At 48.1% G+C, this 18,229-nt stretch carries 12 protein-coding genes; 7 read left to right on the top strand and 5 right to left on the bottom strand.

The features are described 5' to 3' along the window. From KDD36_06205 to KDD36_06190, 4 genes are all read left to right on the top strand, one after another. A partial coding sequence (locus tag KDD36_06205; protein MCB0396224.1) for a pyruvate dehydrogenase (acetyl-transferring) E1 component subunit alpha occupies positions 1 to 477 on the top strand: 477 nt, incomplete at its 5' end. Positions 478 to 507: 30 nt separating this feature from the next. After that, complete coding sequence (locus KDD36_06200) at positions 508 to 1,794, top strand: pyruvate dehydrogenase complex dihydrolipoamide acetyltransferase (protein ID MCB0396223.1); 1,287 nt, start codon at positions 508 to 510, stop codon at positions 1,792 to 1,794. A gap of 31 nt (positions 1,795 to 1,825) precedes the next feature. Continuing rightward, positions 1,826 to 3,928, top strand: a complete 2,103-nt coding sequence (recG, locus tag KDD36_06195; protein ID MCB0396222.1) for an ATP-dependent DNA helicase RecG — start codon at positions 1,826 to 1,828, stop codon at positions 3,926 to 3,928. A 60-nt stretch (positions 3,929 to 3,988) separates the two neighbouring features. Beyond that, complete coding sequence (locus KDD36_06190) at positions 3,989 to 6,442, top strand: phenylalanine--tRNA ligase subunit beta (protein MCB0396221.1); 2,454 nt, start codon at positions 3,989 to 3,991, stop codon at positions 6,440 to 6,442. 12 nt (positions 6,443 to 6,454) lie between these two features. Here the strand turns inward: KDD36_06190 and proC are convergent, their stop codons facing one another. From proC to porU, 4 genes are read right to left on the bottom strand one after another with little or no spacing between them, the layout of a single operon-like run. Continuing rightward, positions 6,455 to 7,276 (bottom strand): pyrroline-5-carboxylate reductase, encoded by an 822-nt coding sequence (gene proC / locus KDD36_06185; protein ID MCB0396220.1) that lies wholly within the window; start codon positions 7,274 to 7,276, stop codon positions 6,455 to 6,457. 46 nt (positions 7,277 to 7,322) lie between these two features. Further along, entirely contained in the window at positions 7,323 to 7,811 is a 489-nt protein-coding gene (locus KDD36_06180) for a 2-C-methyl-D-erythritol 2,4-cyclodiphosphate synthase (GenBank protein MCB0396219.1), read from the bottom strand. A 5-nt stretch (positions 7,812 to 7,816) separates the two neighbouring features. Next, positions 7,817 to 9,067 (bottom strand): type IX secretion system outer membrane channel protein PorV, encoded by a 1,251-nt coding sequence (gene porV / locus KDD36_06175; protein ID MCB0396218.1) that lies wholly within the window; start codon positions 9,065 to 9,067, stop codon positions 7,817 to 7,819. Positions 9,068 to 9,112: 45 nt separating this feature from the next. Continuing rightward, positions 9,113 to 12,964 carry a type IX secretion system sortase PorU gene (porU, locus tag KDD36_06170; GenBank protein MCB0396217.1) on the bottom strand — a complete coding sequence of 1,284 codons (3,852 nt, stop codon included), beginning with the start codon at positions 12,962 to 12,964 and terminating at the stop codon, positions 9,113 to 9,115. A gap of 298 nt (positions 12,965 to 13,262) precedes the next feature. Here porU and KDD36_06165 point away from each other — a divergent pair, with 298 nt between their 5' ends. The 3 genes from KDD36_06165 to KDD36_06155 all read left to right on the top strand — a co-directional run bounded on the left by KDD36_06165 (position 13,263) and on the right by KDD36_06155 (position 17,152). Next, positions 13,263 to 14,231 (top strand): type IX secretion system membrane protein PorP/SprF, encoded by a 969-nt coding sequence (locus KDD36_06165; GenBank protein ID MCB0396216.1) that lies wholly within the window; start codon positions 13,263 to 13,265, stop codon positions 14,229 to 14,231. 73 nt (positions 14,232 to 14,304) lie between these two features. After that, the gene (locus KDD36_06160; protein ID MCB0396215.1) at positions 14,305 to 15,750 is read left to right on the top strand and encodes an SUMF1/EgtB/PvdO family nonheme iron enzyme; all 1,446 of its coding nucleotides are present in this window, start codon (positions 14,305 to 14,307) and stop codon (positions 15,748 to 15,750) included. Between the two features lie 106 nt (positions 15,751 to 15,856). Continuing rightward, positions 15,857 to 17,152, top strand: coding sequence for a UDP-N-acetylmuramoyl-tripeptide--D-alanyl-D-alanine ligase (locus KDD36_06155; protein ID MCB0396214.1), 1,296 nt, complete (start codon positions 15,857 to 15,859; stop codon positions 17,150 to 17,152). On the opposite strand, the gene KDD36_06150 is transcribed toward KDD36_06155, so the two are convergent. Further along, positions 17,153 to 18,229, bottom strand: a complete 1,077-nt coding sequence (locus KDD36_06150; protein ID MCB0396213.1) for a hypothetical protein — start codon at positions 18,227 to 18,229, stop codon at positions 17,153 to 17,155.

Genomic DNA, 18,229 nt, shown 5'->3' with positions numbered 1-18,229 from the left:
ATTGAAAATAACAACTACGCCATGGGTACCTCGGTAGCCCGCCAGTCCAATGTGGTTGACCTCTACAAAACAGGTCATGCTTACGAGATGCCTTCCAAACCCGTAGATGGCATGAGCTGTGAAGCGGTGCATGAAGCCATCGCAGAGGCAGCTGAACGCGCCAGAAAAGGCGAAGGCCCTACCCTCCTGGAAATAAAAACCTACCGTTACAAAGGCCACTCCATGTCCGATCCTCAGAAGTACCGGACCAAGGAAGAGGTGGAGAAATACAAAGCCATCGATCCGATCGAGACCGTTCTTAACAAGATCAGGAAAGATAAAATGGCCACTGATAAAGCCATTGAAGATATCCAGAAGAAGGTGAACAAAGAAGTGGATGAAGCGGTGAAATTTGCCGAAGAATCACCGTTCCCGGACCCATCCGAACTTTACAAGGATGTGTACATGCAGCAGGATTACCCCTACATCATCGACTAAAAGATTCATTTACCTTAGAAGCACAACCGTATGGCGGAAATTGTTAGAATGCCCAAGCTTAGTGATACCATGACCGAAGGGGTTGTGGCAGCATGGCATAAGAAGGTAGGCGATAATGTGAAATCCGGAGACCTTCTGGCCGAGATCGAAACAGACAAGGCCACCATGGAATTCGAATCATTCCAGGACGGAGTGCTCCTTCACATAGGTGTGGATAAAGGTAAAGCCGCCCCGGTGGATTCTGTCCTGGCCATCCTCGGTGAAAAAGGAGAAGATATCAAGGGCATCCTGAAAGAGGAAGAAGCAAAAAGTAAGGCCGCAGCAGAAGCGCCCAGGGAGGAAGAAAGCAAAGCGGAAGCACCCGCCGCCCCGGCTCCTCAAAAAACAGAAGAGAAGAAACAACCGGCACCCGTCGCACAAACAACTGAAGCACGACCCGTTGCCGCTACGCATACCGCCTCCCCGATCAACGGTAAGGTGAAAGCATCACCACTGGCCAGAAAGATCGCAGAAGACAAAGGCATTAACCTGTCCATGGTCAAAGGCACAGGGGATTTCGGCAGGATCATCAAACGTGATGTTGAGTACTTCAAGGCCGGAGGCGCGATGGCCGTCTCCACGGTTGAAGCTTACCACGATGAAACGGTCTCGCAAATGCGTAAGACCATCGCGCGCAGACTTGCAGAAAGCAAATTCTCCGCACCCCACTTCTACCTCACCATGGAAATCGACATGGATGCTGCCATCAGCGCACGCCAGTCGGTGAATACCATCAGCGATGTAAAGATCTCTTTCAATGATTTCGTGATCAAAGCTGCTGCTGCGGCCCTCAAGAAGCACCCTAAGGTAAATGCATCGTGGTTCGGTGACACGATCCGTTACTATGACCACGTGCATATTGGTGTGGCTGTTGCTGTAGACGAAGGCCTGCTCGTACCCGTGGTGCGCTTCGCAGATGGGAAGACCCTTTCCCAGGTATCTTCTGAAGTGAAAGAATATGCCGAGAAAGCTAAGAACAAGAAACTTCAACCGGAAGACTGGGAAGGAAACACCTTTACCATATCCAACCTGGGTATGTTCGGGATCGAAGAGTTCACCGCCATCATCAATCCACCCGATGCCTGTATCCTGGCCATCGGTGGCATCAAACAGGTACCCGTAGTTAAAAACGGGCAGGTGGTGCCAGGCAACACCATGAAGGTAACGCTATCGTGCGACCACCGGGTTGTAGATGGAGCCACAGGCGCACAGTTCCTGCAAACATTCAAACAACTGATGGAGAACCCCGTCATTCTGCTGGGCTCCTATTCCATCTAAAATATGGTCCGGAGTGGAGAAGGAAGACGGCATCCGGGCATTTCTCTCCACCCCCATTGAGTACCTTAAAGGTGTTGGTCCACAACGCGCTGACACCCTTAAGACAGAGTCAGGTATTTTCTTTTTTGAAGATCTCCTCAGGCTTTTTCCATTTCGCTATATCGACAGAACCAGGTTCTACAAGGTCAACGAGCTGAAAGGTGATCTGCCTTATGTGCAGGTCAAAGGACAGATTACCACCCTGAAAGCCGTGCCTCTGAAGCGCGGACAAAAACTGACTGCCCGGTTTGAAGACGAGACCGGATCAGTAGAGCTCGTCTGGTTCCAGGGCGTACGGTGGATCAAAGACAAACTGCAGATCAACACGCCATACGTGCTGTTCGGAAAACCCGTGCTATACCAACGTCAGCTGAATATCCCTCACCCGGACCTGGAGACCGTCGCCGACTTTAACGCATCACCCTTGAAGGGACTTCAGGCCGTATACCCCAGCACAGAAAAACTCAAACGCCGCGGGCTGGATAGCAGAGGGTTATCCAAACTGATACGCCAGCTCCTGGAACAGATTCCCGGTAAGCTGCCGGAAACGCTGCCGGACAAGATCATCCGGCATTTTAACTTCCCCGAACTCCACGCCGCTTATCAGCAAATCCACTTTCCGCAGAATCCCGATACCCTGGAAGCCGCAAGGAACCGCCTGAAATTCGAAGAGCTTTTCTTTATCCAGCTTCGCCTCCTCAAAGCCAAAACACAACGTCACCATGACGTACCGGGCATCGTTTTCAGCAAAGTGGGCCAGCACTTTCATGCCTTCTATGACCAATACCTTCCCTTCGAATTGACCGGCGCCCAGAAAAAAGTGATCCGGGAGATACGCCAGGATATGGGATCCGGAAAGCAAATGAACCGACTGTTACAAGGAGATGTGGGAAGCGGCAAAACCATGGTGGCCCTGCTGACCATGCTGATTGCATTGGACAACGGTTATCAGGCCGCCCTTATGGCACCCACGGAGATCCTCGCCATTCAACACTATGAAAGCATCTCCAGATACCTTGAACCACTCGGAATCCGCACCGCATTATTGACCGGATCCACAAAAGCTTCCGAACGTAAATCACTGCACGAATCTCTGGCTAGCGGAGAATTGCACATTCTGGTGGGTACACACGCCCTTCTCGAAGATCCCGTCTCATTTAAGAAACTCGGCTTTGTCGTGATCGATGAGCAACATAGGTTCGGCGTAGCCCAAAGGGCCAGACTCTGGAAAAAATCAGTCCGGCCACCCCATATTCTCGTGATGACGGCCACGCCTATCCCCAGAACACTGGCCATGACACTCTATGGAGACCTGGACACTTCCGTGATCGATGAGCTGCCCCCCGGCCGTAAACCCATCAAAACCATCCATCAGTTTGACTCGGCACGCCTCGCCGTATTCGGGTTTATGAAGAAAGAGATTGCCAAAGGACGCCAGATTTACGTGGTATATCCGCTGATCCAGGAATCGGAGAAGATGGACTACAAAGATCTGCAGGACGGATTTGAAAGTATTGAAAAAGCCTTCCCGGCCCCGGAATACCACGTGAGTATCGTACATGGAAAAATGAAACCGGCCGACAAAGACTTTGAGATGAAACGGTTCCAGGAAGGGAAGACCCAGATCATGGTGGCCACCACCGTGATTGAAGTGGGAGTGGATGTACCCAATGCTTCTGTGATGGTGATTGAAAGTGCGGAGCGTTTCGGACTTTCACAGCTTCATCAGTTACGGGGACGCGTAGGGCGTGGCGCGGACCAATCCTATTGCGTATTGATGACCGGCGATAAACTCAGCGATGATGGTCGTACCCGGATCAAAACCATGACCACTACCAACGATGGCTTCCGTATCGCACAGGTAGATCTTGAGTTGCGTGGCCCGGGTGACATCAGCGGCACCCGTCAAAGCGGTATCCTGGATTTGAAGATCGCAGACCTCACCAAGGATTATGACATCCTTTCGCATGCCCGGAAACTGGCTGCCAGATTACTACAGCAAGATCCCAAACTACAGGATGTGTCCCTCCAGGGCACCCGAAATGAACTTCTCCGGTTGGAAAAACTTCACCCCAACTGGAGCATGATCAGCTGACACCCGGATTGGGAGGGTTTTCTTACCTTTGCCGCCACAACCCAAACAGACTAGCGGTTCATGAAAATATCATTCCAATGGCTGAAGTCATACCTCTCCTTTGACCTTGACGCTGAAACAACGGCAAGGTACCTGACCGATTGCGGCCTGGAAGTTGAAAACATCGAAACATTCCAATCCGTTCCCGGTGGCCTGAGAGGCCTGGTGGTCGGAGAAGTGGTTAAAAAGGAGAAGCATCCCAACGCAGATAAATTAAGCCTCACCAAGGTAAATACAGGAAACGGTCACGAATTGAGTATTGTTTGCGGTGCGCCTAACGTGGCGGAAGGGCAAAAAGTGATCGTTGCGCCGGTAGGAACGGTGATCAAACCAGTTAAAGGCGAATCATTCGAGATAAAGAAGGCCAAGATCAGGGGTGAATTATCGGAAGGGATGCTGTGCGCGGATGATGAGGTTGGGCTGGGTGAAGACCATTCCGGCATCAGGGTATTGCCGGCAGACTGGCAACCGGGTAAAGCACTCACTGAATATATTCCTGTTGAAGAAGACCTGGTCTTTGAGATCGGACTGACCCCGAACCGGGGCGATGCAACCTCACACATGGGCGTTGCAAGAGACCTCTATGCCGTCCTGCAACATCATGGCGTAAAGGCCTCTCTAAATCTCCCTCAGATAAAAGACTTACAGAAAGTAGACGGAGCAGTGAAGATAGATGTGGAGGTACTGGATCCGGAAGCATGCCCGCGTTATTCAGGTTTGGTGCTTGAAGGCATCACCATCGGACCAAGTCCGGACTGGTTGCAAAACAGGCTAAAAGCCATCGGTCTTCAACCCATCAGCAATGTGGTGGACATCACCAACTTCGTACTTCATGAAACCGGACAACCGCTGCATGCCTTCGACGCCGGAAAGATCAAAGGAAATAAGGTGGTGGTCCAATGCCTTCCCGAAGGAACGAACTTTGTAACGCTGGATGAGAAAACCCGAAAGCTGAAATCAACAGACCTCATGATCTGCGATACGGAAGGTGGCATGTGTATAGCCGGTGTCTTCGGCGGCATCCATTCCGGTATCTCGGATCAGACTACCTCTGTTTTTCTGGAAAGTGCATGTTTCAATCCCACCTACATACGCAGGACCTCATCTCACCATGAGCTAAAAACCGATGCCTCATTCCGCTTTGAACGCGGCAGTGATCCGGAAGCAACCCTGCTTGCACTGAACCGTGCCGCACAATTAATTTGTGAGCTGGCCGGTGGAAAAGTAACATCGGACATTACCGATATCTACCCGAAAAAAATTGAACCAAGGGAAGTCAAATTGCGCATCTCCCGTGTACATCGTTTGCTGGGAAAAGTCATTGAACCCAACGTTATAGAGAACATACTTAAATCCCTGCAATTCGGGATCAGCGTCAACGGCACGGAAGGATGGACCGTTAAGGTACCAACATTCAAAACAGAGGTCACAAGGGAAGTGGATGTCATCGAGGAGATCCTGAGAATCTATGGATGTCTGGGCATCGAACCATCAACACATAGCGTCATTTCATACCCATCCACCAACGGATGGGAACCGGATACTTATCGTAATGCCATAGCCGACATGCTCGTGGCAAATGGATTTACAGAGATCATGAATAACTCCATGATATCAGACAAGCGATTGAATCTATTTCCACCACCTGAAGGATGTGAGCCGGCTGCCATGCTGAACCCGTTAAGCTCAGACCTGTCCGTCATGAGAACCAGCATGATCCCTGGAGGAATGGAAACCATCCTGCACAACCTGAACCGAAAGAACAGGAACCTGACCCTCTTTGAGTTCGGAAGGGTATATGCCCTGGCGAAAGGAAAAAAAGAAGCGGATGATTACCGGGAAAAGACACAATTGGCATTGTTCTCCACCGGAGTTCAAACTTCCATGTCGTGGTCAGGTGAAGCACCGTCAGCAGACTTCTTCTACCTGAAAAGCGCAACCGAAACAATATTGACACGCCTGGGCATTTCACTCCGGCATGAGCAGGTGATCTCCAACAATACATTATACCGGGAAGCGATCCAATGCACAACGGGAAAAGACGAAATTGTTGCAACAGTTGGCACAGCAAGTCAGGCCATACTGGATCATTTCGATATTCAGCAGGATGTGGTGGTTTCCATCATCGAATGGGATGTGGTACTGGCAGCCCTGAAACAAAGGGAAGTGACCACTTACCGGGAGGTCAGTCGCTTTCCTGCGGTTAAGCGTGACCTTGCCCTGCTTATCCCTAAAGAAACAACCTACGGTGAATTGAAAGACATCGCATGGAAGAACGGAGGCAACCTGTTACAGGATGTTTCCATCTTTGATGTGTACGAGGGAAATAAACTGGAGCAAGGTAAAAAATCGTATGCCCTCAGCTTTGTGTTCGGTCATGGAGAAAGAACACTAACCGATGAAGAAGTGGAGGCTGCGATGACCAAGCTATCTAAACAATTCGAAAAAGCCGGTGCCAGGGTTCGGGCATCCTGAGGCAGGTATCGGCTAGTCGGCCTTATACAGCTCCCCCGCCTTGGTTGCAGAGGTAATGATTCCTTTGATCATGGCGGAACTGAATCCCTGATGTTCCATTTCATTCAACCCGGCGATGGTGCAACCTTTGGGAGAGGTCACCTTATCAATTTCTCTTTCCGGATGAAGATCCCTGCTTAACAGCAACGATGCAGCGCCTTTGGCCGTTTGAGCCGCCATCTTCAGCGCCTCATCGGCGTGAAATCCGATCTCGGTACCACCCTGAGACGCTGCCCTTACGGCACGCAGGAAAAAGGCCACACCACATGCACACAACGCCGTTGCCGCGGTCATATACTCCTCACCGATGGTCACTGTTTCACCCACCGTATTGAACATGGTGGTCACCAGGTCCATATCGCTCTTCTCAGCATTCAAAGTAGATAGACAGGTCATAGACTCTCCAATGGCGATCGCAGTATTGGGCATGGCCCTGGCGACACGAACCTGATCACCCAGATGCTTTTGAATATCCTGAGATGAGACACCGGTCACCAGGGAGATAATGAGGTGTTGTTTGTTATCAATGGCAGGCTTAAGATCTGTGATCACCTGGTTGAACTGCTGAGGCAATACCCCGATGACGATGATATCGGATTCCCGGACTGCTTCCCTGTTGTTTGTATTGACCTTAAAGCCCTCTTCGGATAACGGTTCCAGAGATGCTGTCTTGCGGCGTGTAAGCGTGATGTTCTCCGCCTTGAATTGTTTGGATTTTGCCAGGCCCCTGGCTAAAGCAGTGCCCAGATTACCGGCGCCGATAACTGCAATTCTAATGTCCTTTGTGTCTTTCATGAAATGGTCTTTACCTCACAAAAGTAAACAAAGCCTGGAATTGGTATCAGTGGTTGGATTTACTGAGCAGAACGACGGCATAGGCTGATACGCCTTCTTCCCTTCCTTCAAAACCAAGTTTCTCGGTAGTGGTGGCCTTTACGGAAACCTGGCCTACATCCACACCGATGACGTCTGCAAGGGACTTTCGCATGTCAGGGATAAATGTTGCGACTTTGGGTTTTTGGAGGGCGATGGTGGCATCCACATTGACCAGTTCATAGCCTTGTTCTGCAACCAGAGCAGTAATCTTTTTCAGAAGAATTTTACTGTCAATTCCTTTCAGTGAAGGGTCATTATCAGGAAAGTGCTGGCCGATATCTCCCAGTGCACAGGCACCAAGCATGGCATCACATATGGCGTGAATAAGGGTGTCTGCGTCAGAATGCCCTATGGAACCTTTGGTATGAGGAACCTTGATCCCACCGAGCCAGAACGGCTGGCCCTCTTCAAGGCGGTGGACATCAAATCCGAATCCAACGCGAAAACCGTTCATGCAGCTTATTCCTCTCCGCCTTCGGAGCCAAGTCCGGCGAAATCAAACAACAGGGTAAAACGAAGGGTGTTTTCCAGCGGATGCTTTTGCTGGGTTGGAATGAGGTAGGCAAAATCCAATCCGAAAACATTGTATTTCAAGCCAGCTCCCACAGTAAAGAATTTACGATTTCCTTTGGTCTGGTGCTCATAGAAATACCCGGCCCGGATGGCGAACTGGTTATCATACCAGTACTCTCCGCCCACGGAATAGTTAAACTCCCTGATCTCCTCGGCCAAACCACCAGGAGCATCATAGAAGGACCCCATCATACCGCTTGCAATAGAGCGATCCGGATCTTTGCCTTCTTTAATGGTTCCGTCAGGGTTATAGATCGGCGGGGTGGGTACAAGTAATTTATTGATATCGGCCACGAACATGGCTTTGTTATAGTCATCAAGCTTAAAAGTGGCGGCACCACCCATTCTGCCGTTGATCGGAATAAAATCCCGGTCGGCATTCTTGGTATAGGATATTTTCGCGCCTATGTTGGTAACACTTATGCCGTAAGCAACAAGCGCATCGCGGTTAAACAATTTCACTTCACTCTGATAGTATGCGGAGATATCCGCAGCTACCGATCGTCCGGCATGACTGGGGTTCCCCTCCACAAAAACACCACCTGTCAGATTGGAATAAATGTACCTGAGGGCCAATCCACCCGACCAATTTTCGGATAAAGAGCGGCCGTAAGCAAAATCAACGGCAAACTCATTGGGTTTAAACTGACCGGTCACATTCCCTACGATATCTGTGAAGGTGATATCACCAAGGGAGAAATAGCGCAGAGACCCTGCCACCACCTGAGAAACCCTGTTTCCTTTAAGCACTTTATAACCGGAGATATAAGCGAGGTTGATATCCGGAACCAGTGCCCTTAACCATGGGATGTATGACATGGAAAATCCGATGTTCCGGCTTTTATCTTTCTTACCGAATGGCACCTTGTTAATGAATGCCAGCTTGGCTGCATTCCAATGCAATGAGTTTGGGTCAGGGGTTGAAGCCGCTCCGGCATCACCCATTCCTCCTGCTCTTGCATCCGGTGCAATCATTAGAAAAGGCACGGCGGTAGTAATGGTATTGATGCCACCGGTGAGGGAGTCAACGGTTAGGTTCTGTGCATGCGTTGCGGATGCGGAAAACAGCGCGTATAAAACACAAGCTGAACCCGTAGCCCACTTAACAGAACGGTTATTTAAGGATGCGTTTTTCATCAGGGAAGGCAAATATACGTAAATTGAATAATCTATGGTTATGACTTATTTAAGGATCACTAGTTTTTCAGTCTTCTCCGCCACTTTTCCCGTTTCGTTCTGCACGGTAAGTTGGTAAACATACACCCCCTTACCGATGGCATCACCGAAGTCATCCTTTCCGTCCCATTGGATCGGGTCTGATCTGAATCCTTCTGTTTGAACAACAGTATTCAATGTCTTGATGAGTTTACCTGAAACGGTGAATATCTGCACCTGAACCTGAAGGGTTTGTCCGGGTTGGTTGTGATCGAAGAAAAACTGTGTTTTTGTTGTGAAGGGGTTCGGGTAATTCAATACATGCTCCAGGGCAATGTCGGCGGATTTTGCCACCACAAATTCAGTGTATGCTTCCGATGAGGTATTCAAAACATCCCAAACCTTGAATTTAAGGGAATGACGACCCTCTTCCAGTTCGGACAAAGGATATTCCACCATTCCACTTTGATACTGATTCAAGTCTGCCTCGTAGTAATCATTGAGAACGATGGTCTTTTCGGTATTCCCATCAAGGATGGCGGTAATGTCGTGCCCGATGCCATTGCCAACCGTGTTGATTCCGCTGCTGTCGCGCACGTACGCAAGCAAAGTGGGGTTCTCGTCTGTAATCCCACCAAAGACAAATTGCTTATCGTTCATGTATAAGTCTATTTCCGGGCCTTCATTATCCGCGATGGTGCTATCGGATGTTCCGCCGATCAGGAAATCAATGTAGGACCCATGGGCGTCGCTGTTACCATCGTGTGCATAGTAACTGATCTTTCCCCTTCCGAATTGATATGCAATATCTCTGGGAACTACGAATGTAAACGAAAAATCGCCATTCGTCACCTGGGCTTTCCCTTTGTAAATAATGTTCTTTTGCAGTTGAAATTTAAACGGATTACCTCCGTCATTTGATAACGTGTTAACGGAAACGGGTTTATCATAAATCGTGGGAAATACCACTCCGTTAAAAGAGGTGAGTTTCGCACCATTTCTATCGGTGACCTCGCCACTGATGGTAACTTTATCCATCGCTTTGAGCGTGTCATTCAAACCTGCCAAAGGTTTGCTGTTAATTCCCGTTGTTTTCACCACTTCCTGCGGATATGCCATCCGGAGTGCAGGGTCGCCAAGCAACGCAAAGTTTCTGTTATTTACAGAAGATCCGCTGGCTACTTTTGTCAATCGGTACAGATCCCCCATTCTTGGCAGTTCACCGTTGATTTCGACAAATAAGCGTTGCAGGAACTTTTGGTTAAGCTGAAAGTTAGGGACGGCAAACACCAGCCTCACGGTAGAAAACAATGCGATACCCCCTCCTGACGGATTCAGGAACAGGTACTCTCCAGCGGAAGTGCGACCGGGATCATCGTAACGACTGAATTCACAAGTGGCCGTCATGAATACCGGCATATTGTCCAGGTTTTTGTACCCCTGAATATCCGGAACATCCAACACTCTCTCGTGCGCCCATCCCAGTTCACCACCGTGTCCGGTATAATTCACGAGCAATGCTCCCTGCTCGACCTGCCTGTTGATGGCATCGGTAACGTCTGGATAACGCTGCCCGCCAGAAGTGGAGAGTTGCTGAAAGGAATCAAAGAATATCTTATTGACATTATAGTCACGGTAATTGGTATCCACATATACTGCCAGCTGGTCCGACTGGGACATGTGCAGATTGCTGTCTTCGTCATCGGCGACAAAACAGACCGTATTTCTCCAATCACCCAGGGTAGAAGTAGGGTGTTGGTAGTGGATGATCTTATCAACCGCCGCTTTCGCTTCTGCCTGATTTTTTACCGGAAGTCTTCCCACTCCTATATCAACGAGGTCTGGGTCACCGGACTGCCACTTCCCTTCCGAATCATCCAGCAAACCGTAGTAATCATCCGAAACATATGACGCGGTTGGCGTATGTGAATTGGCAGATTGATACGTCGGAATAAAATTGGTGTTGTCAGGCAACCGGTCCTTGTTATCATAGGAACCGTCACCAAAAAGCAGCAGGTATTTGGGAATATCATCTGGGGTGGGTGCCAGGTCGTAGAACATCTTAACATAATCCCGGATAGCTGTGATATCCCTGGTTCCCGATGAAAACTCGTTATATATCTGTTGCGGGGTAACGATCAGACTGGAGATATTATCAAAAGACTGATGGTAATCCGCCAAGCGCTGGGCTTCACCCAGAAACTGAGGCGCAGATACAATCAGCATATCGTAGGTGCCTGTAGCGGCGAGACCATGCAGGTCCTGATTAAGGACAGCACCTACAAGCGTAGGTTGAACAAAACTTCCCCCATTAAATGCAACAAAACGTTCGAGAGAATCTGCATTGCAATCCGCTGTCCATGTGGAACCATTTAGTATACCGCCAACCTCTTCCGGTTGCAACGGATCGGTAACCTTCCAAACCTTTAATGCCGGGGTTGCATTTGTAACCTGATAAGTTGCAACGTTACCGGTTCCGATAGAAGCAACATCCTGGAAATGCATCTGGTTCCCTACCATTTGAAGATATCTTCGCGCATGGACTTCAATAAAATTCAACCAGCCTGATGCGGAGGCCCCAGGTTTATTATAGGTCAGGTCGACAGAAATTTGATCTGAATTCGGCGTCATGGAAAATGACCTGGTTGCCAGTCCGACATACTCGTTGTAATACACACCACTCACAGAAGGAACAACAATAGAGGTCGACTGACCGGATACATTCATGTCATAAGTACTGTTGACATTGATGGATCGGGCTGCCACGTTGGCTATGACCTCGACATCACTGGAATTGTCAATATTGGGAAAATTGAATCCGAAAGACCAGGATGTGATGATGTCAAAGACCTCACCATACCATTCTCTTCCTGATTTGATCAGGTTCACCTCATCCAATTCATGAAACTGATGATCGTCAAAACTGGTCACCACATGTGTCGGAGCCGAGACAGGAGGCAGCATATTCTGAACCCTTTTACCGGGTCCGTTTGATGCGGTGATATAATAATAGGCCGAGTAATCAAAGCCATGAACTTCATGTGTGAATGTCTGTTTGGCATCATCAAAGTTCCAACCATCGGGCGCGAGGGCATAAAACAGGATATAATCACCCGTATCAAATTTACCATCGGACTCACCTACTACCTCAATGGCGTTCTCAACAAGATCATCATATCGGAAAGCCGCATTTGCATGCGGAAGCATTCTTCCTCCATTTCCATACACACGAAGATTCCGGGGATCAATATTGTCCGGAGAGAGTCCCAGGGTGACCAGATCATTATAACTTAGTTTACAAACCCCGCTGGCCTTCACCCCTACCTTATACCATTGGCCAGAAGCAAGCACCGATTGGCTCGCATAATTTTTCTTCGCTGTTGACTTCCGTTGCGACGCAGGGAGCATGTTCATGTTAAACTCGAAACGCACCAGCTTGGTCCATTTTCCTGTTTCTTTATCAATTCTGAAGGGGTTGATGGTCAGTATGGCAACCTGCTCCTTGCGACTTCTTGCCATTTGTGTAACCGGTGTAGGCGTTTCCGGAAGCTGACCATCCTTAGGCAATAACTTTATTTCTTCTGCAGATAAGGGAACATATTCCTCGTTGGTCAGCTTGATTTCTGCAATACCATCCCCCTTTACAGGAAGTACTTCCTGGTATACTGGAAGCCGTGTAGCTTCCGAAAACACCGCACCGGAGAAATACAAAAAGAACTCGTTAATTTCTTCGGAACCACTCCATTGCTGGGGTGTCTGCCAATCGAGCGATCTTCTGAATGTCTGACTCCAGGCGTTCTGCGCTATTATTCCCAATCCCAGGATAACCAGCAGTGATATACGGCTAAGAAGAACACGCTTTATTGTAGGTTGAATCATAGTATTAGAACAGTTGCGTAGTGCCTGACAAACGACACCTGAGACGATTTATTGTAACTTTTACGGACGTGGTCAGTTATACTCTATTGAAGAGGCAAAGGAACGAAGGTAAAAACACTCAGATTTATGGAATTTGTTTCTCCATTGGCCCTAAATTAGGACAAATTTTGGTGAAATGTGTAAGTCCTTGAGAATTAGGAAAACTTACTATATATTTGTATATTGAGATGGATGGTGTGGTGTGTTTGAAACCTTGTCGATCCGTAGTCCGTTAGAACCATTCTTGAGAACAGGTGTTATGAAAAAAGCTATATTCTCACTTATATTGATTGCCGCATTCTTCTGTATCCCGACACAGAAGGCGTATGCTCAGGATCCTGAGTTCACGCAGTTTTATGCCAATCCCTTGTATCTGAACCCTGCTTTTGCGGGAACAGGTCGTTGTCCGCGTATTATTATGAACTACCGGAACCAATGGCCGGCGATCTCTGGTACATTTGTTACTTATGCAGCATCGTATGACCAGCATATTGATGCCTTACAAGGCGGCCTTGGTTTATCAGTATTGAACGATAAAGCCGGTCAGGCTACCTACAACCTGACACATTTTGCAGGAATGTATTCCTACCAATTGAATATCAGCCGCCAGTTCTCGGTCAAGGTAGGATTTCAGGCCATGTATATCCAACGTAAGATTGACTGGGACAAGCTTAATTTCGGCGATCAGATCGATCCTAAATATGGATTTGTATATCCTACCAATGAAGTAAGACCTCCGGATAGCCGTGGTTATGTGGATTTCTCAGCTGGTATATTAGGATATTCCAAACGATATTTCTTTGGCTTTGCAGCGCATCACCTCACAGAACCTGATGAGGCTTTCATTGCAGCAGGCACCAGTAAATTACCTATGAAATATACCGGTCATGCCGGAGCCTTGCTACCCATGGACAGAGGAGAAGAGTCTTCGATCTCTCCCAACATTCTGTGGCAGCAACAAGGAGACTTCAAACAGTTGAACCTTGGATTATATCTTAGTAAAGGGCCGCTGGTAGCAGGTCTTTGGTCAAGAATTGTTGAAAGGGATGCACTGATCATCGTACTCGGCTTCCAGGAAGGTATTGTGAAGTTTGGCTATAGCTACGATGTAACCATCTCAAAGCTGAGTAATGCCACAGCAGGTGCACACGAGTTCAGCTTCCAGTTACAATTCGAGTGCAGACCTAAGAAACGTAAATTCAGGACAATAAGCTGTCCTTCATTTTAGTTTTTAAATTTGTAACGATTATCTCACTTTTTAGTTAAGGAAGGTTACAACACATTAATAAATCTTGAAAGCCATGAACAGGAGAAACGTGATATCGGGGATTGCCTGCACTTTGGGGGTGCTGGTACTGGCTTCATGCGGAAAGGACAGGTCGTCCTCCACCGGATGGAACTACAACGATCCGAAAAACGGTGGTTTTGAGGTCGTTTACTATGAAGAACAGGAAACCGGCCCCGGTCTTGTATTGATCGAAGGCGGTACCTTCGTGTTCGGACGTGTGGAACAGGACTTCGTATATGACTGGGATAATATCCCACGCAGAACCACTGTGTCTTCATTCTATATGGATGAAACTGAAGTCGCAAACATTCACTGGCTCGAATATTTATGGTGGTCTTCCCGTGTATTCGGTATGGACTACCCCGAGGTTTATGAAACACGTCTTCCGGATACCCTGGTATGGCGGGAGAGACTGGCATACAATGAACCTTACGTAGAATTATACCTCCGCCATCCTGCATACCACTTCTATCCCGTTGTGGGTGTAAGCTGGGTACAGGCAACTGACTTTTGTGCCTGGAGAACCGACCGTGTCAATGAAATGATCCTTATTCGTGAAGGTGTTTTGCGGGTGAATCCGGATCAGATCAACGAAGACAACTTTAATACTGACGCATACCTTGCAGGTCAGTACGAAGGTCTGGTAAAAGACCTCCTGTATGACTACGACCCAACAAGGGATAGCCGTAAGGTGAGAATGGAAGATGGTATTCTTTTGCCTCGCTATCGTCTGCCTACGGAAGCAGAGTGGGAATATGCCGCTTTGGGATTGATCGGAAATACCGTATTTGAAAGGGTTACCGAACGTAGATTATATCCATGGAACGGTCACATGGCAAGAAACCCGGATGAACGATATAAAGGGCTTTTCCTGGCCAACTTTGTGAGAGGCCGTGGTGACATGATGGGTGTTGCCGGATATCTTAATGACAACGCCGATGTGACCTCACCTGTACATTCATACTGGCCTAATGACTACGGACTGTACAACATGCCTGGAAACGTCAGTGAATGGACCATGGATGTTTATCGCCCGTTGTCTTTGGAAGATCAGGACGAGTTCAGGGCCTTCCGTGGAAATATTTTCAAAACTCAGCTTCGTGACGATGAAGGTTATATCGCAGAGAAAGACAGCCTCGGCCGTGTTCAATGGCGTGATGTTAACGACAAAGACGATAACCTCAGCAATCGCCGTAACTATCGTGTGGCTGACAACCGGAACAACCTTGATGGTGACCAGGAAAGTGAAGTTACCTACAACTATGGTGTGGCTTCCATGCTGAACGATCAGGCCAGGGTTTTCAAAGGCGGATCATGGAGAGACCGTCAATACTGGCTTGTTCCGGGAACACGGAGATACCTGGATGAAAACCAGTCCGCTGCGACACTTGGTTTCCGTTGTGCCATGCATCGTGTAGGTAGTCCAACCGGTTTCGGTGGATCACCATACGGAAGATAATTTTAGTTTACAATGATAAAAGAAGCCCGGTCATTCCGGGCTTTTTTTATTTCACAAGCACACACCTTGAACAACATTCTATATATTTCGGAACAGAAAACAAACCATGACCGTTCACCCGTCCATCAGTCAACTTCACGAGATCTTCTCAGATCACCCTACCATATGTACAGATTCCAGGAATATACAGAAAGAAGCGATATTCTTTGCGCTGCGGGGTGCTCAGTTCAATGGCAATACCCATGCTTCGGAAGCCCTTGACAAGGGATGCTCTTTTGCCGTAATTGATGATCCGGAAGTTGCAACAAATGACCGCTTTATTCTGGTTGAGGACGTACTGCAAACGCTACAAAAACTGGCGCATCATCACCGTATGCAATTTGACATTCCTGTGATAGCCATTACAGGAACCAATGGCAAAACCACTACAAAGGAGTTGTGTAATGCCGTGTTGAGCCAACAGTTTGAGACTATCGCCACCGAAGGAAACTTCAACAATCACATCGGGCTTCCGCTTACCTTGCTTCGCATCACCGGTGAAACGGATATGGCCATTGTGGAAATGGGTGCAAACCATCCCGGAGAGATCGCCTTCCTTTGTAATATTGCCGCACCCACCCACGGCCTGATCACCAATATCGGTAAAGCCCATCTGGAAGGATTCGGATCCGCGGAAGGTGTTCTTCGTACAAAAAAAGAGTTGTATGACTATCTCGAACGTACGGATGGTACGTGCTTCATCCATCTTGAAGATGAAGTATTACAAGGCATATGTAAAGTAAAGGATAGGGTTTCATATAGCGATAAACAAGCTTCGCCGGATAATGAAAGTACTTCGCCCTATATGCATTTTAATTATGTGGAGGATGGGCAAAACCATCCGGTTCAGAGCAAACTTATCGGTAGCTACAATATGTCCAATGCCCTGGCCGCTATTTCGGTAGGCAGGCATTTTGGGATAGACATACCGCATATTGTCCGGGCCATCGCAACATATCAACCGTCAAATAACCGGTCACAGGTGGTTGACACAGGTAGGAACACATTGATACTGGATGCGTACAATGCCAACCCTACAAGTGTACAGGCCGCACTGGAATCGTTCCTTTCCAGTCCATTCCCGAAGAAAATGATCATCCTGGGTGATATGCTGGAGCTTGGAGATCAGTCTGCTACAGAGCATGCTAAGGTTTTGGATCAGATTACCCAATACGATGATCTGAAGGTGATACTGGTTGGGGAAGAATTCTCCGGCTTACCGAAGTCTGACTCAGGGTACCACCGCTTTACCTCAACGGAACAAGCAAAAGATTGGTTGTCCCGTGAAAAACCATCGGGTTATACCGTTCTCTTAAAGGGTTCAAGAAAGTTGAAGCTGGAGACTTTGAAGGATAGTCTTTGATTAACGGAGAACGTCCCTCACAATCTTGCGAATGATAATATAGCTTCCACCAATCATCAATCCCAGAATCATACCCACAATCATGGCCACAAGGGATGACCATTCCTTCTTTTCAAGTGGTAAAACGGGTACATCAATGGTTTGAATAACCGGTGTCTGATCCAGTAAGACCATTTTACTCATTTCGAGATTTTTTATGATCTCCGCATACATGATATTCAGAATGCTTACCTCACGTCTGAGTTCGACCTCTTTAAGAAAACCTTCCGCTTTTTGTACCAGACGGTTGGAATCTTCCCACTTTGCAAGCTGAAGTTCCGCAGACGCCAGTGCGCGTTCGACAGAGTCGGAGCGATACTTCACATAACGAAGGGTTTCGCGGGCTTTTTGGGTTTTGTTGTTTGTATAGAAATCAGAAATACTGGAAATAATCTCTTCGCAAATTCGCTTAGGGAAGACGGGATCTTCGATACGACAATAAATCTCTATGATATTAGACTGGCTCGTGGCCTTTTGTATCGTAAGCAAGTCCGAAGCCAACGTTTCATGAATTTGGGTCATGATGCTATCCTGCAATCTGGAAAGTCCTGCCCCTGTCTTCATCGGAGGAAATTGGAGCTCTTGCAGTCCGGGATCCGCATTTGATTTACCCTTCCACTTTTCCTTCCATCCTTTGATACGGATAAAATCATCCGCCAGGCTCAACACAGAATCACCGGGGTGAATGGGTTGCATCAGGGCTTGCTTCACAATGACCCTGGATTTTAGTAGTTCCATGAGGTTATCTTCACTCAGGGTTACCTCCCCGCCCATGGCCATATTGAAACCGAACTGGCTCATTAGTGACGAATATTTGGCCAACATTCCACCGCTCTGAGCTTCTTCTACCACAAACGACAACTTGGCTTCGTAGGTCGGTTTCTTTAGGATTGACATCGCCAATCCCAAAAGAATGCAAACGATGGTGATGACACTCAGGGTCAGCCAGCGACGCCTGATCTCGGCCGTGAAGTCAATGCATTTTGTAAGCAGATTTCTCAGCGTTACATCATCACTCTTATCCGTTGCCTGCACCAT

It is taken from the genome of Flavobacteriales bacterium, from assembly GCA_020435415.1.
GTDB lineage: Bacteria > Bacteroidota > Bacteroidia > JACJYZ01 > JACJYZ01 > JACJYZ01.
The sequence above is the reverse complement of the archived record's forward strand: the minus strand, read 5'-3'. Positions and strand labels throughout refer to the sequence as shown.